This is a genomic window from Paraburkholderia strydomiana (assembly GCF_046030495.1).
Taxonomy (GTDB): Bacteria; Pseudomonadota; Gammaproteobacteria; order Burkholderiales; family Burkholderiaceae; genus Paraburkholderia; species Paraburkholderia strydomiana_A.
The window spans coordinates 21,733-42,013 of sequence record NZ_JAQQCJ010000006.1; the positions used below are offsets into that span (position 1 = coordinate 21,733).

The window sequence follows — 20,281 nt, forward strand, 5'->3', positions numbered from 1 at the left end:
ACGAACACGGAGTTTTCATGGACCACGAAAAGGCGCGAGCCGAAGAATCAGCCGCGATGGAGCGTGTATTGACCGCGACCCAACGGGTGCAGTCGGCCTTTGCGTCGCTGCAATCACAATTCCCGCCCGCTGGCAGCGGCAAGCCTTCACAGTTCGCGTTGCAAACGTTCGACGCCGCGTTGCAGGAACTCGAAGACGCCCAGGCGGCATTCGACGAATTGCTCGGCGATCTGCTCGACGGCAATCGCTGAACGGGAAAACCAGCCGCCTGTTTCGCCGTGGGCGCAGCGCTCATCGAGCGGCGCGTTGCTCGTGCGTTTCCATCGCGGCCCTTTGCGCCAGCGTCGACGAAAAAATGCTTCGTTTAACGAAGCATTCCGATGTCTGACTGCGCATGCACCGCGCTATCGCGGCTTACGGAACAGCACAGCGTGAGTTGCACATACCCGCGTTAACGCGCGTGCGTTTCGACAACCGGCTCACAAAGAATCGGGAAGTTGACCGAATTCGCGATATAGCACTTCTCGTGCGCCACGTGATGCAAATGCGTGGCCTGTTCGATATCGCCCCCCGCCCGAATCACGACGTGCGGCCGCAGAACGATTTCTGAAAAGCGGCCTTGCTGCGCGCTGTCGAGCATGGTGCCTTCGGCGTCGTCGCGATACTCGAGCACCACGATGCCGGCATCCGCGCAAAGATGCAGATACCAGAGTTTGTGACACGCGCAAGCCGAAGCGACCAGCAGGTCCTCCGGATTCCATCGGTTGGCGTCGCCGAGAAAAGCCGCATCCGACGACCCCGGGATGGCCGGCTTGCCGCCCGCCGTAATCAGATGATCGCGGCCGTAATCGCGGTACCCCGAGGTGCCGCTGCCGCGGTTGCCCGTCCATTGCACCGTTACTTTGTATTTGTGCTGGCCGTATGCCATGCCTTGCTCCTTGTCGTCGGAAAACCGCTTGCCGGATGGGCATTTTATACGCGGTATTCACAACAATCGGCGCGACCTCCGCGAACGTGACGAAACCGGTCTAGCGAAGCGGCGCCGCCTTGCCGGTCACGTTCGGCGCGCGCGGGTCGGGGTTCATATCGAGGCTCGTGCCGTTTGCCCGCATATTGTTGAGCGCCGGACCCGAACTGCTACGGCCTGTTACGCCCGCGGACATTCCAACGCCCGGCGTCGGGCTCAGGCCCGTTCCTGCGCCCGCCCCTATCCCCGCGGCGGCGCCCGTGTTGTTCGTGCCGCCCGGCTGCGCACCGCTCATACCGGCGCTGGCGTTACCTGACTGCTGCGCATCGGCGGCGCCCGCGATACCGACCAACAGCGCTGTCAACGTCACCGCAATACTGCCCGTTACGATCTTCATAGCTCACTCCGTCACATCATCGAATTGTCGCGAGCGCAATGCCGCGCAAAACGGCGCGCTCGATACGTATGACGACGCGCGCGCTGCTTCGTTCAAGTGCGCACAATCACGGGCCAACCCGCGATGCGCGATAATCGACACCTTTTTTCACCCGCCACGCCGATGACGACCCCCGCCTTCGCCCCCTTCCAGGATCTGGCCCGCACCCTGCTGCCGCACGCCTTCGACAAGGACAACGGCGACGGCTCGCACGACACCTCGCATCTGCAGCGGGTCTGGAAGAACGCGGCGGCGATCCACGCCGAGGAAGGCGGCGACGCGCAGGTGCTGTTCGCATCGACGTTGCTGCACGACTGCGTCGCCGTGGAGAAGAGTTCGCCGTTGCGCGCCCAGGCGTCGCGCCTGTCCGCCGACAAGGCAGCCGGCGTGCTGAGGTCGCTCGGCTGGCCGGACGCGAAAGTCGAGGCCGCCGCGCATGCCATCGCGGCGCACAGTTTTTCTGCGGGCATCGCGCCGGCTACGCTCGAAGCGAAGACGTTGCAGGATGCCGACCGGCTCGACGCGATCGGCATGTTGGGCGTGGCGCGCTGCTTCTACGTGGCGGGGCGGCTGGGCCGCGCGCTGTACGACCCGGGCGATCCGCTCGCGCTGCAACGTCCGCTGGACGACGCGCGCTATACCCTCGACCATTTCCATACCAAACTGCTGAAGCTCGCGTCCGGTTTCCAGACAGCGACCGGCGCACGCATGGCTGCCGTTCGCCACGCACGGCTAAAGCGTTTCGTAGACGAATTCACGGAAGAGATCTGAGCGTGAAAGGCCGCGTGGGCAACGGATGAACCGTTTCGCTGCGCGGACCCTGAGGGCTCCCAGGCCTGCGGCAAACCAGGCATCGGCAAGATCGTCCGGCAAGTCGCATGAAAGGGCAAAGTTCCCGCGACCTGGAACGCGCAAGCATCCAGTCCCGCGACCACGAGCGCCCCTCGCCGTCGCCCCCCTCGCCGAGCGCTTCAGGCATCTCCATCCGCCTTTCACGTACCGCCCGCCGAAAAGCAATAACGCCATCCTCCCGAGCGTTATGATCGATCGTTACGCCAGCACGGCCGATCGCGCACGATGGAGCATGCCTACATCCACCTTCTGCACCAGCTAGCCGGCCACTCGGCCTGGATGCTCACGGTCGTCTTTCTCGCGGCCTTTCTCGAAGCCCTCGCCGTCGTCGGCACGTTCGTCCCCGGCAGTACCGCGATGTTTCTCGCCGGCGCGCTGACCGGCACCGGTTCGCTGAGCCTCGGCTGGGTATTCGTGTGGGCATTGGCCGGCGCGATTGCCGGCGACGGCATGAGCTTCTGGCTCGGCAGCCGCTACAAGGAACGGATCGTCCGGCTGTGGCCGTTCCGCAGACACCCCGAACTGCTCGACGCGGGCCACCGCTTCTTTCGCAAGCATGGCGCGAAAAGCGTCGTGCTCGCGCGCTTCATCGGGCCGTTGCGGGCCATCGTGCCGGTCGTCGCGGGCATGCTCGGCATGCCGCCGCTGCGCTTCTACGCGATGAACGTGCTATCCGCGTTGCTGTGGGCACCCGCCCATATCCTGCCGGGCGTGGTGTTCGGCGCATCGGTGCTGCTGGCCGGCGCGGTGTCGTTCCGGCTCGTCGTGATTCTCGCGCTGCTCGTGTGCATCGTCTGGCTCAGCTTTCGCGGCGCGGGCTTCCTGCTCTCGCACGCGAATGCATGGTCGAGCGCGGCGGGCCGCCATCTCGGCGACTGGGCGTGCCGGCATCCGGGGCCGCTCGGCCGCGTCGCGCGCAAGATGCTCGATCCCCGCACGCCGGACGCGACCTACATCCTCGTGACCTCGCTGATCGTGCTGGTGGCCGGCGCGCTTTTTATCGGCGTGCTGGGCGACGTCGTCAGCGGCGATCCGCTGACGACCGTCGATCTGTCCGTCTATCACTTTCTGCAATCGGTGCGCACGCCATGGAGCGACAGCGTTCTCGCCGGTCTCGAGACGCTCGGCAGCGGCGTCACGCTGATGGCGCTGATCGCGATGGTCGTGGTGTGGATGCTGTGGGAGCGGCGCTGGCACACCATCGGCTACTGGCTCGCGGCGGTGGTGTTTTCCCAATTGCTGATCTTTGGGCTGCAGTTCGCGATGCATCGCGCGCCGCCCAATGAACTGATGACCGCTCACTACGTGTTTCCGAGCAACCACGTCGCCGCGACGGTCATCGTGTATGGCTTTCTCGCGTTCCTGCTGGCGCGGCGGGTCGGCATGCTGACGGGCGTGCTGGTGGCCGCCGGCAGCACGATCGTGGTGATCGTGGTCGCGCTCGCCGGCGTGTACTTCGGCCGCTACTGGCTCTCCGATGCGATCGGCGGCGCCGCGCTCGCGTACGCGTGGGTGGCGCTCGTCGCGCTGACGGCGATGTGGCGGCATCCGCAGGCGCCGCCGCCGCGCACCTTCATGCCCGCGGTGGTGCTGGCGGTCATACTGCTCAGCGTGGGGGTGCAGTTCGGCATCAATCCGCCGGCGCCGCCTGCCAGTGCGCAGCACGCGGCGCCCGTGCTGGTCACGCAGTCCGAGTGGACGCTCTCCCTGTGGAAGCGCCTGCCGTGTTATCGCTCGGATATGGGCGGCGACCGCAAGGAGCCGCTCACGCTGCAGTGGGTGTCGGACCTCGATTCGATCCGTGGACAACTGCGCGCCCGGGGATGGGTCGAGGGCACCGACGTGTCCGCGCACAGCCTGCTCTCGCTCGCATCGCCCGATGTCGCCGCGGTCTCGCTGCCGGTCTTGCCCAAGCTCAACAACGGGGTGCCTTCGTCGCTGGTCTTCATGCGGCCCGGCGATACGCGCGCCGAACGCGACGTGCTGCGCTTGTGGCCGAGCGGTTATGCCGTGACGAGCGGCAACACCGCCACGCCGCTGTGGGTCGGCGCGCTGGCGCACGAGCGGCTTTCGCGGCCGACGTGGCCCATCAACATTCTGCGGGTGGACAGGCAGGCGGCCGCTTTCGATGCGCGCGGGAAACCGGGCGCCGGATTCGGCGCCGCGATTCTGGCCAAGGTGGATTGTCACGGCGTGCCGGTGTCGTTGCTGGCGTCGCCCGTGGAATGAGCCGCGGGAGGGCGGCCGTTTGGTGCGGGCGCGCACAGTGCGCACGTTCGTTGGACCACCTGACAATTCGTCTTGCGCTCAAGGAGTTAGAGCGATTGGCCAGGACTTGTCCACAAGGATATGAACATTTTCTGTGGATAAGCCTGGCAGTGCGGATGGCATTCTTCCGTGGCGTCGTTTTGTGCCCTTGCCCTATGTCTCCATGGTCTGCAGCATGCCGAAGCGTTCGGACTGCGCACGTCCCGCACGCTCCACAAGGCCCCCACCGAAGTCCATTCCTGTCGAATGGCTGTCAATCGCGAGCCCCTCGCCAAACCCGCCCGACCAGCCGACCGTCGAGCCATCCCGCGTCAGCTTCACGCCACCGTCGACCGGTATGCCGGGACCCGTGCGATTCCGAGGAGCGAGACGTGGCGTCGTTCCCGCTGTTCCTCGTTGGCTCGCCCAGGTCAGGCACGACCTGTCTGTGCGGCGTCCTCAATGTGCGCCCGCTGAGTCAACCGACCAACGAGTGCCGGGTCTTTGCACGGCTCAAAGACACACTGAAAATTGGCAGCAACCGGCCGGGCCTGCTGAGTTCGCGTGCCGTGAGCGCTTTGCCCGGTTCAGCCGGCGCATGCTGCTGGCGCTCGCGGAAAGCGCTGCGACGCATCTGGGGTATGCGGCCGCGTAAACCTGGTATGCCTACGGATCGGTCAGCATCAGCCTCCCCTCGGACACCCGCCGTCCCCTCCTCTCGCAAAGCGGAAAACGTTCACACCTGTCATCCACCTGTCGCTCGCATCGTCGGGAGAAGCTAAGATAAGCGCTGGCCTATCGGGCCCGACGACGATATCAAGGAGACGACGGTGGAACGCTTCACGGCCGGACAACTCGATGAATACGCCGCGACATTCGAGCGTGACGGCATGGTCATCCTGCGGCGCCACTTCGCGAAGGCGACCCTCCACGCGTGGCGCGCGGCGTTCGCCCCGCTACTCGAAGAACGCATTGCATCGAATGCGACCGCCGTGCGCGGCGCGAACCGGCACTACATCACGCTGCCGTTCAGCGGCGTGTTCGCCGATGAAAGCATCTTCTGCGATCCGGACGTGCTCGGCATTGTCGAGCGAGTCGCGGGCGACGACCCGGTGATGTGCCAGCTCGCCACCGACACGCCGCTGAACGGCTCGACGTATCAGGATATCCATCGCGATACGCCGGCCCTCTTCGACGGGATGCCGGAAACGCCTTCCTTCCAATTGGCTGTCAATTTCCCGCTGTGCGACGTCACGCCGGAAAACGGTCCGTTCGAGACCACGCTCGGCACCCATCGTATGCGCGCCGAGGACGCGATGAATGCCTGGCGCGAAGGCCGCCTGCCCTTGCACGCAATTCCGATGGAGCTTGGCGACGTGATGATCCGCGACGTGCGCGCTCTGCATCGCGGCACGCCGAACGGGACCGACGCGCCTCGTCCGATGGTGGTGATCGGCTACAGCAGGAGCTGGTACTTCCGTCCCGAGGTGCACATCGACGTGCCCGTCGCGGTAGATGAACAGTTGAGTCCGCGCGCGAAGCGGCTGCTTCGCCACATGCCGCGGGTCGATCAGGCGGACGGCGCGTCGGCGCCCGAGCAGTACCGGAAATTCGCCTACTGATCGCACTGGAGTACCGTCCCGGCCTGCCGTTCAAAGCGGCGAGAGTGCCGGGCGAGATTGTGACAGCCCCCCCTCTGGAGAAGCGTGTATGCCCTCACGCCCGGACCCGCTCTTCGCCGTCGCCGAGCGGCTGATATTGAGCCTGTACGACGGCGGTGTATTGTCGCCCGCCGTGCTGGAACGTGTGATTGCCTCGCTCGCCGGGACCCGGTGGGAGACTCGTCCCGGCTCGCACGCGAACGACCAACGCTCATTGCCGGAAGTCGTGGTCTCGGTCATGATGCCCGGCAACGCACTCGACAATGTCGAGCAGGATTACGCGGCTGTGATCGACCATATCGTCGGCGCGGCGAAGGAAGCCGCGCGGCCGGCCAGGAGCGGCGACAGGCGCGCTCCCGGCAAGCCGCGCAAAAGCTCCGCGGCCCCGCCAATCGAGAACGACGATGACCCGGACTCCGAACTGCTTGAACAACTGGCAGGGACACGCGCTACGTCGAACAAAAAGCCGAAGCCGTCTCGCACCGGTCGCAATACTCGGGCGGGTTCCGGCTTCAACCCTCTGCAAAACGCGGCCCCCCCGAGGAAGCGCTAACGATGTCGACCGAAGCTCTTGTCGACGCGACGCTCGCACTGACGAACCTCAACGGACATCCCACCATTCGTTCGTTGCAGAAATGCAACGGCGATCAGATTCTTCGCGCACCCTTGCGGTTCGAGTAGAAGAAGTTCTGCGCAAATCTTTTTTTCACTTGCGCAATTCATCGGACTGGCTGGCAGAATCAGCTAGTACCCACGCCCGGAGAAGATACCGGTCAATCAATCGATCGACGCTGAAGAAACGCGGTCGCCGCACAAGAACCTCGGGAGTACCGGTATTTGAAAGCAGGAGAGCCGATCATCGACATGTATTGGCGCTTCTGTCGTTGATAACACATGCCCCTAATTTTTTTACCCAACGGCCCGCTTTAACGCTATCGTTTCACTGCAACCCGAATTCGTAGATCAATGGGAGTTCCGTGTGTGGAATCGATTGATGTTTCGAGTAAAGAAAGGCGGCAAATTTATTGTCGGCGGCAAACACTCATATGTGTCGGGGTTATCTCTAGGAATAAGCGCGTTGGTGTTGTGCTATCCGGCGTTCAGCTTTGCCGGCGTTGCCGTCCTGCGTCCGCCGCGCGAGGCACTGTCGAGCGCCCCACTCGAAGTCACGATTCTCTATTCCGGCGATCAGCCGGACGGCTCGGAATACAACGTTCCCGCCCAATTGAAAGTCGCCGTTAGCAACATCGACGTCATACCGACTCCATTGATGCTCACTCGCGATAGCGGCACGCCCAATCACATCAAGCTGGCAACGGGCGATCTCAAAGCGGTCCGCTATCGCGGCACGTGGCCCAAATGGGCTCGCGGCGCGATGAAGATCGATATTCCCGAGCTCGATGCTTCCCCCTCTTTCGTGATGCTCACCCGTCCGCCCAACGCCGGCAAAACGACGGAACTGGCTGCATCGGAAGGCGCACCGGGCACGCCGGCTCAGGTGTCGACTATCGCGGAACAGCCCGCGAGCACCTTCCCTGTTTCACCCGCGCCGGCACCCGCCCGCGCCGATGTACCCTCACCGGAGGTGAATAGCTTCCTGAGCCGTTTCTCCGCATTCGAACCCATGTATTTCGCCGATGGCTCGAATGGAGAGAACCTCGCGAGGTTTCAGTTGAGTTTCAAGTTCCGCGTGGTCATCCCGGACGACCCGCGCTCGAAACGTTTCGTCGACAACCTGTACTTTGGGTATACGCAAACTTCGCTGTGGGATCTCGGCGAGTACTCCGCGCCCTTCCGCGACACGAGCTACATGCCTCAATTGTTCTATTCTCTGGACGACACGGGCTGGAAGAGTTCGCTATTCAGCAAGATGAGTCTGATGGCGGGCTACGGTCACGAATCGAATGGCCGCGACGGTCCGGAATCGCGTGGCATCGATATTTTATTCGTGCGCCCCACGTGGGAGTTCGGCGACCTGAATGCCAACCATCTGACCGTGTCGCCGAAGTTCTATTACTACGTGCATATCGCGGGCGAGAACCACGATATCGCGGACTACCGCGGCTACGTGGATCTATTGCTCAAGTACGGCAGTACCGATGGCTGGCAACTGGCCACCACGTTGAGAAAAGGCACGAAGTCCACCAAGGGCAGTATCGATACACAGTTCACCTATCCGTTGGCAAAGCTGGTCAACAGCGCGTGGGGCGGCTATCTGTGGGTCGGGTTCTTTACGGGTTATGGCGAGGATATTCTCGACTACAACCAGCATCGATGGATTGCGCGAATCGGGTATAGCATCACGCGGTAGTGAGTGGGTGAGAGAGCATTCTGGCAAATACCCGCCACGGCCAGTTTCGGATGCGACGACACGCGGATAAGGACCCGAAAGAAGGGCCGCCCGACGAAGCGGCCCTTCGCATTGATAGGCATGCCAACCAAAATAACATGATCGGCGGCTCACCACGTCGGTCGCCGCGGCGTTCGCGGCACCTGCCGTCACGGCTTGCGCGTTGACCGGAGCCGCCAGCGCCGACCGCTTGCGCGGCCAATGTGGAAACCGTCAGCTGGAGTGCGAGGCGGCGCGAATCGGAATGTGGGACAGTTGATCGTAGCGGCGGTTAGGGTGATCAGCGACAGTATGGACGCCCCCCCCAAGCCGCGCTACGCCAAGGCCCCCGCGCGGCCTCGGGCTCCGGCGTCCAGGCTCGCACGGCGGGACATCCGCGTTATCGTTCGGTCATTTGTTCCGCTCCCGCGCGATGCCATTTGCATCGACGGCAGGGCGCTATTGCCCCACGAGCCTGTCAAAAAAGCCGGACGCCCAGACGCCTCTCACCCTATTCGTAGTCAATTCATCTCCGCTTGCCGGTTCACCGACAATAACTCCGACGCGCTGACTCGCTGAACGCCGGACTCAATGCTCTGTGAACGAACAGACGGGCACACAACAGCACTTTTCTCTAGAGTTGAAGGGTCGCCCGTCAATCCTGACCGGCAACATTCCGCTGATTTAGCAGCGTAATTCCAACATTAGGGAAATCCAATGAAAACTTCTGTTCTCAAGGAAGTGTCGACCCATTCCGAACCGCACGCCGGGCTGAATTTGCATCTGAATAGTGCACCGCTGGCACTCAAAAACACCATTCACCCTGAACAGATCCGGGATAACCTGCCCGCGGGTCACGGCGGAGTCGGCTTTTTATTTCACGCTACGGATTGGGATACGCTTTCATTTTCTTTTCACAATGTCAAGCATCGAAACGCATCATTTGAAGAGGAGCTTTGGAATACCAAACCTTTTATTGCATCGCCGATCTATTCGGGATCCCAGGTCATCGGAGCGAATATCGCCTGTCCGGTGCCGCTCGAAATGTGGCTCGGCAGTCCACGCGGCATCAAGCGGTTCCGGGAGACGCAATTTTTCCCGGCTCTGGAACTGGCGAGGCAAGCGGGTCTGAACATGCTGGCGATGGGCGCGTCCACGCCGTACGCGTGCAACTACGGCGCCCTGCCGCGCCATACGAAACCGCCCCACATCACGACGGGCCACGCGGCCACGGCGGCGATGCTCAAGGACTGGGCGGTCCATTGCTGCAACGAGCTCGACCTCGAATTCGGCAACACCAGGCTCGCCCTTTTCGGGGCGGCCGGACGGCTCGGCGCGACGGTGGCCAAGTATCTGCTCTACAAGGATGCCCCGCAAGAGCTGGTGCTGATCGACCTGCCCGACAAACTCAATCTGCTCACCGAACAGGCCAAAGAACTGCTGGCATCGGACCTGCTGGGCAAGTCGCGGGTATCGGTGCATACGTTCAGCCCCGATACGCCGCTGCCGCGGTTCGACGGCGCGATCCTCGCGAGCAGCACCAGCGTGCCCTACCTCACCGCGTCCGACCTCGGACGCGCGCAGTTCTGGATCGACGACTCCCATCCCCGGGCGGCGAGCGTCGAGGCCGAACTCGCGTCACGCGGCCAGACGCTATATATTGAGTGTTTCGCCCGTGGTCCCGCCGGACTCGACACCACCTTCCCGTTCAGGCTGCCGTCCACGCGCGACTGCTATACCTGCTTCGCCGAGGGCTACTCCGCCTGGCAGGAAGGCATTGCGTCCGATTTCATCATCGGCAGTCCGCCCGTGTGGTCTGTCTCTTATACTCACGGTCTCTTGAAGAAGTACGGGTTTTCGGTCGGCCCTTTCCACGGGAAAAACGGCTCGCCGATCAGCCTCGAAACACAACAACGCAGCAACCCTGAATTGATGGGGTCGTAATATCAACGGAGGCCTGATGGCGATATCGCGCGAAAACATGCGGGATATGCTTGAACGAAGCAGGTTTGCAATTCGATGGGGGGGCGCACTTGGCCTCCTGTGCCACCCCATCTATTACGTCGTGTGGACCTATATCCTGCCGCAGCCATACGACAATCTTCTGCTCCGGTTGAGCGCGGCGTTCATCTGTATTCCATTGCTTTTTCAAGCGTACTGGCCAAAGCGGTTTAACCATTACCTGCTGATTTACTGGCATTGCGCGCTGATCTACGTATTGCCATTCGTTTGCACATTCCTTACGGTCAGGAATTCATTCTCCACGATGTGGATGATGACCGAAGTCATGATGGTCTTCATTCTGGCGCTCTGTATCGACAACCCACTTTTGCTGATCGCGTGTATCGGCATTGGCGCACTGTCCGGCACGCTGGCGGCGGTCGTGTCGTCGCCGGAGCCGATCGTGCTCGCCGCGGACGACAAGTCGAATCTCGCAGTGATGCCGGTGGTCGTTCTGTGCAGCATGGCCTTCAGTCACGCGATCAGCAAAGGACGCATCTTCGTCGAAAAGAACCGTGCGCTGCAGGCACTCGCGGGTTCCATCGCGCATGAAATGCGCAATCCTCTGAGTCAGTTGCGGCACGTTCTGGATCGCGTGGAAGAAGCGCTGCCCGTCACCACGGAATCCAGCCGCCCGCCCGCTTTGTCGCACGAGAATGCGGCCTCGTTGTACGGTCATCTCGCCCACGGACAGTTGTCGATCGAGCGCGGCCTGCGCATCATCGCCATGACGCTCGACGAAGTCAGCGCGAAGTCCATCCGCTCGGACCGGCTGATCTATCTGAATGCGGCGGCCGCCACGCGTAAGGCGCTGGAAGAATACGGCTTCGACGACGATAAGGCGCGCGCCAAGGTCAGCCTCGTGGTGAAGGAGGATTTCGTCTTCAAGGTCGACGAAACGGTCTATCTCTTCACGCTGTTCAATCTGATCAAGAACGCGCTCTATCACATCGCCACGCATCCGCTCGCCACGCTCACGCTCACCGTCGACAAGCAGTCTGTGATCGTTCGCGACACGGGCGCCGGTATCGCGCCCGAGATCCTGCCGCATCTGTTCGAGCCGTTTCGCACGGCGGGCAATTCGGGCGGCACGGGGCTGGGACTCGCGTATTGCCAGCGCGCCATGCACGCGTTCGGCGGCACGATCGCCTGCCGGTCGGAACTCGGCAGGTTCACAGAGTTCGTGCTGCGCTTTCCGGTCGTCTCGAAGGACGAAGCCGACGATTACGAGCGCAGGATTTTCGAACGCGCGGCGCCGGTCTTCCAGGGCAAGCGCATTCTCATCGTCGATGACGACGCCGGTCAGCGGGCAAGAACCCGTCGCGCGTTGACGAAGGCAGGCGCCTATGTGAGCGAGGCGGAAAACGGCGAGATCGCGTTGACGACACTGCGGCGCTCGTCGCCCTACGATCTCGTGCTGATGGACATCAGCATGCCGGTGCTGGACGGCTACGCCGCCACCGAGCGGATTCGCGCCGACCACGAGTGTCCGAATCGCAGCGTGCTGATTGCCGCCTATACGGCCGAGCCCGGCAACGCGGTGCGCGTCCATGCGCGGCGAGCCGGCATGGATGAAATCATCAGCAAATCGGCCAGCGTGCAGGAATTGATCAGCGCGTTGCAGGCGCTCTTCGAGAACGGCGCCCGCCACCATCTGAGCCAGCGATCCGACGGCTTCGCCGGCAAATCGATTCTGATTGCCGACGACGACACGTACAGTCGACTGATCTCCAAAGCCTATCTGGAACGCTGCGGGGCGACCGTCCTCGAGGCGGAACATGGTCAGGCCGTGCTGGCCCGTCTGCAGGAGGACGGGGTGATCGACGCGATCCTGATGGACATCAACATGCCGGGCATGAGCGGCGTCGAAACCACCGCGTCGATTCGCGCGCGCACCGACGCCTATGCGCAGGTGCCGATCATTGCGTTGACGGGCCAATCCGACATCGAGTCCGTGCAGGCGTGCCTCGCCGCCGGCATGAATGAAGTCATGATCAAACCCGTGCAGGCGGGCTCGCTTCACGCGTGCCTGACGAGACAGTTCGCGCCGCAAAGCGCATCGGACTCGCCGGACGCATCGGCACAACAGGATTTGCCGGCAACACCGGAGTCTGCCGGCCAGCTTGCGCCAATCCCCGATGACGATCTGCTCGACGAGGAACACCTCGAAGAACTGGTCGCGCTCGATCTGCTCGACGAAACGTTCCTCAACGGCATCGAGCAGATTCGCTCGCTGATCGCGCGGCTCACCACCAGCGTCGCGGCGCTCGACATCAAAGCGACGCACAGCGCATTGCACGTCCTGCTTGGCGTCAGCGGCAATATCGGCGCCAAGGCGCTGCATCGATTCGCGCGGCAGATCTATCCGCGCGTGATTGACGGCGAATGGCCCACGGAGCCCGACTGGCTCGCGCACATCGGCACGTTGGGTGGGCGTTCGGCCGACGCACTGCAGAAGTATTACGCGTCGGCCAAAGCACGCCACGATCATCGGGATGCGTTGAGCGATTAACAGTGCGGCGCGAACGGAAAGCTTATCGCGTGCGCCGCCTCACTAGCCGCCGTCTTGCAGTCGGCCTTTCGGTTGGGGAAAGCCCATCGTGACCGTGGTCCCCTCACCGAGCGTGGACTCGATCCGCAGGCAGCCGCCAAAAGACTGCATGATGCGGTTGCAGAAGATCATGCCCATGCCGTGACCGCCCGCGCCGGCGTAAGTCGTGACCGGGTCCAGCAGCAACCGCGCCTTGATCTCCGGTGCAATGCCGGGGCCGTTGTCGCACATGCGGATCTCGGGCTCGGGGCTGTCCACCACTTCGAGGCGCAGTGCGGGAGCCGCCGTGCCTTCGAGCGCGCGCAGCGCATTGGACAGCAGCGAAGACAGCACGAGCGCCACGCAATTGGGCATCGCACGCACCACGAAATCGCCGCGCACATCGACCTGTATCCCGTCGCGCTGCGACCCGACGAACGGATAGGTGTCGAGCAACGTGGCGATCAGGCGCGTCGCCCTGACCTCGCGAATGCCGCCCTCCTGCGCGGACTGCTGGCCGCCGCTTTTGTGCACCGTCTCCCAGAACGACGAGATCAGCGTGAGGCAATACTGCGCATTGTTCAGCATCGATCTGGCCGCGTGACCGATCTCCTGCTGGCGTTGCGGATCGTACTGCTCGGCCACGTCGGTTTCGACGGAGCGCGCAAACAGCGAGATCGTGGCGAGCGGCGTATTCAGTTCGTGCGCGAGGAACGCCAGCGTTTCGTCCATCGCCAGGAGCCGCTGCTGCCGGGTTTCCCGCTCGGCGTAGCGCGCAATGGCCAGTTGCAGGACTTCCCGAACCTTTTCCGTGCGCAGCGGTTTTTCGAGGATACGGAACACCTCGCCGTTATTGACCGTCTGCAACAGCATGTCCTTGTCGGCGTACGCGGTCACGAGAATCCGCACGATCTGCGGATATTCCTGCGCCACCTGGCGCAGCAGGTCGTCGCCGTCGCGCCCGGGCATGCGGTAGTCGGTCACGAGGACGGCGATCTCGGCGCCGTGCTCGCTCAGCACGGCGATCGCCTCGTCCGCGCTCTGCGCGACGTGCACGCAGTAGTCCGCGCGGATCGCGCGGGCGAAGTGATTGCGCGACAACTCCTCGTCATCGACGAAGAGGATGGAAAACGGGGGCTGCGTGGTATCGCTCATTGCATTCTCGGCGGATCGCGGCAGGTAAAAATTGAAGCGGGCAACCTGGCGGGTGATGAAAACGAAGTTCGCCAGGATCATAGCGAAAGCTTGAGCGCCTGAGGGTTTCCGTTGCTGATTCGCACGGTCCGGTTTGGGCTGCAATCCTGCGCATTGTGCCTGAACTGCCATGCGGGGCGCCTCGTGCTCTCGCCCGGTGAAATACGCGAGCTTCAACCGGGCGCTATTGCGCCGCTCGATGCGTCTATGCGTAGTGGGTTGCGTGATGACCAGGAACGCGGCGCACTGTGCGACCGGTTCGGAATGGCTGCGGCTCGTGAGTCCGCGAGCAGGCGCGAAGCGCGTGCTGCGACCGCCGGCGTCGGCGGTTCATGCGCGGCTTTCAATGCTCAGGCTGTGGCCTGTTTGCGTTCACGCTGGAGTGAACGGCGCGGTACGGGGTTGTCGAGGTGTTCCTGCGCGCCCTATCCGCCCGGCGTCGCGGACGCGGATGCCGTAGTCGAAGCGCCCGCCGCCTCGGCCCGCTTCGTCGTGAAGTTCCAGCGCAGCGCCGTGGCCGTATCGACCGGCGCGGGCAGAAGACCCGCGCGGTAGAACGTGTCGGCGATCTTTTGCTGCTCGCCGAAATTCGCCACATCCACGGCGCGCACGGCATAGCTGCGGCGTCCGTTCGCACGTTCGATCGTGGCCGCGTCCAGCCCCCAGACCGGCGCGAGCAGCTTCGCGGCATCGTCGGGATGGGCGCGAACCCATACGCCCGCCGACGTCAACTGCGCAAAAACTGTGCTGATCACATCCGGGTGCGCCGCGGCGAAACTGCTCGACGCGAGGTAGTACCGTTGATACGACGCGAGGCCTTCGCCATCGGCGAGAATGCGCACGTCGGGCGCCTTGTCGACCGACGCGACGTACGGGTCCCACGTAATCCACGCGTCCACGCTGCCGCGTTCGAACGCGGCCCGTCCGTCGGCGGGCGTCAGATAGCTGATGCGCACGTCGGCCGGCGTCAGGCCCGCTTTGGCGAGCGCGGCCAGCAGCAGATAATGGCTGCCCGCCGCCTTGGTCACCGCTATGCGCCGGTCCTTCAGATCGGCCAGCGTATGCAGCGGCCCGTCCCGCTTCACGATGATGGCCTGCGCGCCCGGCGAAGGCGCTTCCTGCGCGACATACACGAACCGTGCATGCGCGGCCTGAGCGAACACCGGCACGGTATCGGCGACATCGGCACTGAAGTCGACCGCGTCCGCATTGAGCGCTTCGGTCAGCGGCAAGCCGCTCGCGAACTCGTTCCAGCTAATGGTCACGCCGAGCGGCGCCAGCGCCTGTTCGAGCGAGCCGCGCGCTTTGAGGATCGTGATGAGCGTCGACGACTTCTGGTAGCCGATCCGCAGTTTCACCGGCGTCGGCGGATGAGCGGCGGTTTGTGCGTGGGCGGCGCTCATGAGGAGCGCCGAAGTCAACGTCGCGCGGGCGAGCAAACGAAAGAGTGAAAATGTCACGGCTCGAAATTCCGGTGGGGTCAATCCGACAAGACCTCGATCGTAGCAATGCCGGATCGCACGGATAAGCGAGCGTTTTTTCTATGCTTAGCAGGTAAAGGCATAACGACGCCGGCCTGCTTCGCACGCATGAAATCAGAAGAACAGCAGTGCGCGCAGTTCGATGCTTCGGCGCGGGGGTGCATCCGCCGCCGACGTCGGATCGTCGAATGCCGAATGCGCGGTGAGCCGCGCAATCGAATCGCCCGCGGAATCGTAGATTTTCAGCAGCAGGAATTCGTCGGGCGTCATGTGCGGGAAGTAATACCAGCGGTGCCGCGGATTGAACACCAGCGCATAGGTCTCGCCGACCTTGTCCGGATAGACGAGGTCCGACGCAACCAGATCGTTCAGCGCGATGCTGCGCGAATCGCACAGCGCAAGCGGCGACGATTGCACGGTTTCGCCGATGGGCCGCCACAGGTTGACGATCGCCACGCGCCCTTGCAGCAGACGCTGCGCTTCGCCCGCCGGCAGATGATCGCGCACGCGGCGCGGCCCGGACACGAAGGTCTGGTCGTTATGGATGTATTTGACCGGCTCGCGCACGCCTTCGGCACGCCGAGGCTTGCCGTCACGCAGCGTGTGATCGAACACCACCACGCGCCGCGCGCCGGTGGCCTGCTTGAGCAGCGCCTCTGCTTCGAGGTAGTAGATGGATTCGATCCGCGCCGCGTCGGAGAAATCGCTCAGCGCGCTCGCATGCCGATGCAGTTCGAAGCCGTTACGGTCGAGCGACAACCCGCCTGGCGGCGGCGCTACGCGCGCATTCGCAATCCGCACCCGATGCGACCGGTATACCCCGCTGCGCTTCGGCACACCCGGCGGCGGCTCGTACTGGTACGACACGGGTTTCTCGCCGGTGAATTCGAGGTAGTTCAGCTCGGCTTCGATCGCCGCGGCCGACGCAGGCGCATCGATGACGATATCGCTCATGTTCACGTCCCCATCACGCTAAAACGATTCATTGAAGGGCCGCAGATCGATTTCCTGCGACCACGCACTGCGTCCCTGACGATGCAGATACCAGTAAGCCTCCGCGATATCCGCCGGATCGAGCAGGCCATCCGGGCCGCGCTCGGCAACCCGCTGCGGCGCGGAAGCGCGCAGACGCTCGCCGTCGATGCCGCCATCCACCACCACATGCGCAACGTGGATATTGCGCGGACCGAATTCACGCGCAAGACTCTGCGTGAGAGAACGCAAGCCGGCCTTGGCCGAGGCGAACGCCGCAAACGGTGGACGTCCCCGCAGCGATGCGGTCGCGCCGGTAAAAAACAGCGAGCCGCGCCCGCTCTCCAGCAACGGTTGCAGCGCCGCGCGGGCAAACAGGAACGCGCCGAACGTCGTGACACGCCAAGCGGCTTCGAACTGCGCCGGCGTGAGTTCGAGCGTAGGGGCGCGCGTCGCGCCGGCGGCGTTGAAAATGGCGACTTCGAGCGTGCCGGCATCGGCGAGTTGCCGGGTGATCGCGGCCAGATCGTTTTCGCTGCTGACATCGCCGGGCAATGCAAGCGCGTGGCCGCCTGCGCCGCGAATTTCGCCGGCCAGCGCGTCGAGCCGCTCGCGCGAACGCCCGGTCACGCCGACCGTGAAGCCCTCGCGGGCGAAGCGGCGCGCGAGCGCGGCGCCGAGTCCGGCGCTCGCGCCGACTCCGGCTATCCACGCGAGACGCGTGGCGTCATGTTTGAACTCAAGGGGCTCGGTCATCGGAATCTCCATCGCATCGGGCCGCGGCACGCGGCGCGTGGCGGCAATGGGCATGCAACGCCCTTCGTCTCAGCGTAGGCGATCGCCGTGCGCGAGGGAAATAACGAATCGTGAAAACGAATCGCGGGAAATGCATCGCCGACAATGACACGTCAGAATCGGACCGTCATTCGGGCGGAATGTCGAGCGGCACCACGAACATGCCGGCCGTGTACTCCATATGAAAGTAGCCGCAGCGCGCATAAGCCGCGATGCGCTCAAGCCGCTCAGGCGAATTGCATCCTCGCACCGACGCCACCCTCACCTCGTACGAGCGCAAGCGCGCCGCCGACGCGTGTCTGACCCAATCCCGCAGAAAAGTGCGCGGGTGCCGGAATCCCTCCCAGATGACTGCCGCCGAACTGGCCATGATGCTCGCTCCGTCGATTCGATACGCTGCAAACGAATCTAGTCATCAGGAGCGCGAATCGCAAACAAGCTTTTGTGGAATGGTTTCGCGGAATCGGGCAGATAGCCTGAAAACGCCGTGGCGATCGCGCAAAGAACAAACGCCGATAACGATCCGAGGATTCGTTATTGGAGCGCGCCGCGGCACGTTCCTATACTCGATTCCGGTCAGCACTGCGCTGCGGCGAGTGCCCGATTTCCGACAACCGGCGAAACAACCATCGACTTCGACTCATGAGCCCACGCCCACTGCACGACCGTCCGATCGTCAAACGACCTGATCAGGAAACCTGACTAAAGTCGGGAATCGTCATTTCAGAAAGCCCCGCGGAAAAATCTGTTCAGGCGAAACGATCGTCATCAGCCCCGGCTTCGACTTCTGACCTTCCTGCCTGCACTGGCGCGCTCGCCCGTTTGAATGCGCCGGCCGACCTCGTTCACCATGGAAACCATGCGCTATTTCAAGCTACTGAAGTCCCTCGCCGTCTTCGCCGCCCTCGCTACCGCGACGCTGCACGCGTATGCCGACAAGCCGTCCGTCATCCGCATCGGCGTCGCTCAGCAAGGCGCGGGCGATCCGCCCACGTTCGGCGGTTCGCCCGCCGCGACCGTGCAACTGCAGCAGTTGCTCGAAAAGGAATTCGCCGCAGACGGCATCAAGGTGCAATGGCTCTTCTTCAAAGGCGCCGGCCCGGCGGTCAACGAAGCGATTGCCGACAAGTCGCTCGACTTCGCGTTTCAAGGCGATCTGCCCTCGGTGCTCGGACGGGCCAACGGCCTGAAGACACACATCCTGCTCGAATCCGGCGTGCGCGTCGGCATCAAGATCGCCGTGCCGCAGGACTCGGACATCCGTACGATCAAGGACCTCAAAGGGCGCCGCGTCGCCCTCTTTCGCGGCACCAATCTGCAACTCGTCGCCGACAACGCGCTCGCGGCGAACCAGCTCGACGAACGCGATCTGCGCGTGATCAATCTCGATACGGCAAGCTCGCTCGCGGCGCTGGCGTCCAAAGGAATCGACGCGTCGGTCAACGATTACCACGTTTATAAGCTGCGCGACCAGGGGCTGGCCAAGGTCGTCTACGAATCGCAGACCGACGGCCCGCAGTTCACGCGGCAATCGCATCTGCTCGTGCTCGACGATTTCGAGCACGCCCATCCCGACCTCGTGCAGCGCGTAGTCAACGCGTTCGTCAAAGGCGCACAGTGGTCGTCCGATGAAGCCAACCGCGATGCGCTCTTCAAGTTATGGGCGCAAAGCGGCGTGAGCTACGCGTCGTGGCAGGCCGAGTTTGCGCACCAGCCGCTGAAGGACCGCAACACGCCGCTGATCGATGCGTTCATCGTCGCGCGCTACAAGGCGGTCGCTCAGGACGCGCTCCGGTTGAAGCTGATCCGCCAGCCGGTCGAAGTCGACGGCTGGTTCGAGCCACGCTATCTCGACAATGCGTTGCGTACGCAAAAGCTCGATCACTACTGGACCCGCTACGACGCGGCCGGTAAGCCGCTCAGCTAACGGAGCCCGACGATGAGCGACACAGCGATCCCCCTCGCGACAGCCACCGCTGACGATGCGCACCGTCAGCGCAAAGGGCGCAGAACCAGCGAACGGCTGCGTCTCCTGGCCTGGCGTCTGGCACCGTGGCTGCTGCCGGCCGTCCTGCTCGCGCTCTGGACCATCGGCTGCGAGCGCGGCTGGATCGCCCCGCAGATTCTGCCGCCACCCTCGCGGGTCTACGAGACCTTCGTGGAACTCGCGCAGAGCGGCGACCTCGCCCGTCATACGTTGGTCAGCCTGCAGCGGGTGCTGGTCGGCTTCGGCATCGGCACGCTGGCAGGTCTCGCGATCGGCGCGGCACTCGGTCTGTCGCGCACGCTGGAAGCCTACGTGTTGCCCGGCTTCAACGCGCTCGTGCAGATTCCCGTGCTTGGCTGGCTGCCGTTTCTGCTACTGCTCGTCGGCGTCGGCGAGCCGCTCAAGTACATCCTGATCGCACACGCGGCGCTGGTGCCCGTCACCCTCAGCACCTTGCAGGGTTTTCGCCAGTCGCCTCACGAGCTGGAAGAAGTAGCGCGCGGGTACGGCTATAGCCAGTGGCAGCAGATCGTCCACGTGGTGCTGCCCGCAGCCGTGCCCACGCTCGCGACCGGTGTGCGGCTCGCCTTTACAAAGGCCTGGCTTGCGCTGGTCGTCGTCGAACTGGTCGCGTCGTCCGAAGGGCTCGGCTATCTGATCGTGTATGGGCGCCAACTGTTTCAGCTCGATCTGGTGATGGCGGCGGTCGTCGTGGTCGGCGCCATCGGCTTTATCGTCAACCGCCTGCTCGACTCTCTCGAAGCGCGTCTGCGGCGCGGACGGCCGTCCGCGTTCCGCGAGTGAAGCCGCCCCGACGCCCAAGTCGCAA

17 protein-coding genes are annotated in these 20,281 nt (G+C 63.6%); 10 read left to right on the top strand and 7 right to left on the bottom strand.

Annotated elements, in window-relative coordinates; translation table 11 throughout:
* Positions 1–17 precede the first annotated feature (17 nt).
* The gene (locus PQQ53_RS10020; protein WP_121321459.1) at positions 18–251 is read left to right on the top strand and encodes a hypothetical protein; all 234 of its coding nucleotides are present in this window, start codon (positions 18–20) and stop codon (positions 249–251) included.
* A 200-nt stretch (positions 252–451) separates the two neighbouring features.
* Here the strand turns inward: PQQ53_RS10020 and PQQ53_RS10025 are convergent, their stop codons facing one another.
* Together PQQ53_RS10025 and PQQ53_RS10030 are read right to left on the bottom strand one after the other, a co-directional pair.
* Complete coding sequence (locus PQQ53_RS10025; RefSeq protein WP_408149709.1) at positions 452–928, bottom strand: OsmC family protein; 477 nt, start codon at positions 926–928, stop codon at positions 452–454.
* A 100-nt stretch (positions 929–1,028) separates the two neighbouring features.
* Positions 1,029–1,364: a hypothetical protein gene (locus PQQ53_RS10030; RefSeq protein ID WP_408149707.1), complete on the bottom strand. Its 336-nt coding sequence runs from the start codon at positions 1,362–1,364 to the stop codon at positions 1,029–1,031.
* Positions 1,365–1,526: 162 nt separating this feature from the next.
* Here PQQ53_RS10030 and PQQ53_RS10035 point away from each other — a divergent pair, with 162 nt between their 5' ends.
* The 7 genes from PQQ53_RS10035 to PQQ53_RS10065 all read left to right on the top strand — a co-directional run bounded on the left by PQQ53_RS10035 (position 1,527) and on the right by PQQ53_RS10065 (position 13,005).
* Positions 1,527–2,174, top strand: a complete 648-nt coding sequence (locus tag PQQ53_RS10035) for an HD domain-containing protein (protein ID WP_408323912.1) — start codon at positions 1,527–1,529, stop codon at positions 2,172–2,174.
* Positions 2,175–2,480: 306 nt separating this feature from the next.
* Positions 2,481–4,484, top strand: a complete 2,004-nt coding sequence (locus PQQ53_RS10040; RefSeq protein WP_408323913.1) for a bifunctional DedA family/phosphatase PAP2 family protein — start codon at positions 2,481–2,483, stop codon at positions 4,482–4,484.
* Positions 4,485–5,332: 848 nt separating this feature from the next.
* A complete protein-coding gene (locus tag PQQ53_RS10045; RefSeq protein ID WP_408149701.1) occupies positions 5,333–6,124 on the top strand; it encodes a phytanoyl-CoA dioxygenase family protein in 792 nt (263 codons plus the stop codon).
* 88 nt (positions 6,125–6,212) lie between these two features.
* The gene (locus PQQ53_RS10050) at positions 6,213–6,716 is read left to right on the top strand and encodes a hypothetical protein (protein ID WP_408153002.1); all 504 of its coding nucleotides are present in this window, start codon (positions 6,213–6,215) and stop codon (positions 6,714–6,716) included.
* 441 nt (positions 6,717–7,157) lie between these two features.
* The gene (locus PQQ53_RS10055) at positions 7,158–8,474 is read left to right on the top strand and encodes a phospholipase A (RefSeq protein WP_408323915.1); all 1,317 of its coding nucleotides are present in this window, start codon (positions 7,158–7,160) and stop codon (positions 8,472–8,474) included.
* A 735-nt stretch (positions 8,475–9,209) separates the two neighbouring features.
* Positions 9,210–10,436, top strand: coding sequence for a hypothetical protein (locus PQQ53_RS10060; RefSeq protein WP_408323916.1), 1,227 nt, complete (start codon positions 9,210–9,212; stop codon positions 10,434–10,436).
* Between the two features lie 16 nt (positions 10,437–10,452).
* A complete protein-coding gene (locus PQQ53_RS10065) occupies positions 10,453–13,005 on the top strand; it encodes a hybrid sensor histidine kinase/response regulator (RefSeq protein WP_408323918.1) in 2,553 nt (850 codons plus the stop codon).
* A 42-nt stretch (positions 13,006–13,047) separates the two neighbouring features.
* Here PQQ53_RS10065 and PQQ53_RS10070 read toward each other — a convergent pair whose 3' ends face one another.
* The 5 genes from PQQ53_RS10070 to PQQ53_RS10090 form a co-directional block, all read right to left on the bottom strand.
* Positions 13,048–14,178, bottom strand: a complete 1,131-nt coding sequence (locus PQQ53_RS10070; protein WP_408149691.1) for a hybrid sensor histidine kinase/response regulator — start codon at positions 14,176–14,178, stop codon at positions 13,048–13,050.
* Positions 14,179–14,642: 464 nt separating this feature from the next.
* Positions 14,643–15,620, bottom strand: coding sequence for an aliphatic sulfonate ABC transporter substrate-binding protein (locus PQQ53_RS10075; protein ID WP_408323919.1), 978 nt, complete (start codon positions 15,618–15,620; stop codon positions 14,643–14,645).
* A gap of 192 nt (positions 15,621–15,812) precedes the next feature.
* Positions 15,813–16,652, bottom strand: coding sequence for a CmcJ/NvfI family oxidoreductase (locus PQQ53_RS10080; RefSeq protein ID WP_408149687.1), 840 nt, complete (start codon positions 16,650–16,652; stop codon positions 15,813–15,815).
* 18 nt (positions 16,653–16,670) lie between these two features.
* Positions 16,671–17,426 (bottom strand): SDR family NAD(P)-dependent oxidoreductase, encoded by a 756-nt coding sequence (locus tag PQQ53_RS10085; RefSeq protein ID WP_408149686.1) that lies wholly within the window; start codon positions 17,424–17,426, stop codon positions 16,671–16,673.
* A gap of 166 nt (positions 17,427–17,592) precedes the next feature.
* Positions 17,593–17,835: a hypothetical protein gene (locus tag PQQ53_RS10090; RefSeq protein ID WP_408149684.1), complete on the bottom strand. Its 243-nt coding sequence runs from the start codon at positions 17,833–17,835 to the stop codon at positions 17,593–17,595.
* 489 nt (positions 17,836–18,324) lie between these two features.
* Here PQQ53_RS10090 and PQQ53_RS10095 point away from each other — a divergent pair, with 489 nt between their 5' ends.
* The gene (locus PQQ53_RS10095; RefSeq protein WP_408323921.1) at positions 18,325–19,392 is read left to right on the top strand and encodes an ABC transporter substrate-binding protein; all 1,068 of its coding nucleotides are present in this window, start codon (positions 18,325–18,327) and stop codon (positions 19,390–19,392) included.
* A 12-nt stretch (positions 19,393–19,404) separates the two neighbouring features.
* On the top strand, positions 19,405–20,256 hold the full coding sequence (locus tag PQQ53_RS10100; RefSeq protein WP_408323923.1) for an ABC transporter permease: 852 nt from the start codon (positions 19,405–19,407) through the stop codon (positions 20,254–20,256).
* Positions 20,257–20,281: the final 25 nt, after the last annotated feature.

Bases quoted from the DNA above. Each gene is read 5' to 3' on its own strand.
- PQQ53_RS10090 (WP_408149684.1), bottom strand. From the start codon at position 17,835: ATGGCCAGTTCGGCGGCAGTCATCTGGGAGGGATTCCGGCACCCGCGC.
- PQQ53_RS10040 (WP_408323913.1), top strand. From the start codon at position 2,481: ATGGAGCATGCCTACATCCACCTTCTGCACCAGCTAGCCGGCCACTCG.
- PQQ53_RS10050 (WP_408153002.1), top strand. From the start codon at position 6,213: ATGCCCTCACGCCCGGACCCGCTCTTCGCCGTCGCCGAGCGGCTGATA.
- PQQ53_RS10100 (WP_408323923.1), top strand. From the start codon at position 19,405: ATGAGCGACACAGCGATCCCCCTCGCGACAGCCACCGCTGACGATGCG.
- PQQ53_RS10075 (WP_408323919.1), bottom strand. From the start codon at position 15,620: ATGAGCGCCGCCCACGCACAAACCGCCGCTCATCCGCCGACGCCGGTG.
- PQQ53_RS10035 (WP_408323912.1), top strand. From the start codon at position 1,527: ATGACGACCCCCGCCTTCGCCCCCTTCCAGGATCTGGCCCGCACCCTG.
- PQQ53_RS10055 (WP_408323915.1), top strand. From the start codon at position 7,158: ATGTTTCGAGTAAAGAAAGGCGGCAAATTTATTGTCGGCGGCAAACAC.
- PQQ53_RS10085 (WP_408149686.1), bottom strand. From the start codon at position 17,426: ATGACCGAGCCCCTTGAGTTCAAACATGACGCCACGCGTCTCGCGTGG.
- PQQ53_RS10080 (WP_408149687.1), bottom strand. From the start codon at position 16,652: ATGAGCGATATCGTCATCGATGCGCCTGCGTCGGCCGCGGCGATCGAA.
- PQQ53_RS10095 (WP_408323921.1), top strand. From the start codon at position 18,325: ATGCGCTATTTCAAGCTACTGAAGTCCCTCGCCGTCTTCGCCGCCCTC.
- PQQ53_RS10020 (WP_121321459.1), top strand. From the start codon at position 18: ATGGACCACGAAAAGGCGCGAGCCGAAGAATCAGCCGCGATGGAGCGT.
- PQQ53_RS10025 (WP_408149709.1), bottom strand. From the start codon at position 928: ATGGCATACGGCCAGCACAAATACAAAGTAACGGTGCAATGGACGGGC.
- PQQ53_RS10070 (WP_408149691.1), bottom strand. From the start codon at position 14,178: ATGAGCGATACCACGCAGCCCCCGTTTTCCATCCTCTTCGTCGATGAC.
- PQQ53_RS10065 (WP_408323918.1), top strand. From the start codon at position 10,453: ATGGCGATATCGCGCGAAAACATGCGGGATATGCTTGAACGAAGCAGG.
- PQQ53_RS10060 (WP_408323916.1), top strand. From the start codon at position 9,210: ATGAAAACTTCTGTTCTCAAGGAAGTGTCGACCCATTCCGAACCGCAC.
- PQQ53_RS10030 (WP_408149707.1), bottom strand. From the start codon at position 1,364: ATGAAGATCGTAACGGGCAGTATTGCGGTGACGTTGACAGCGCTGTTG.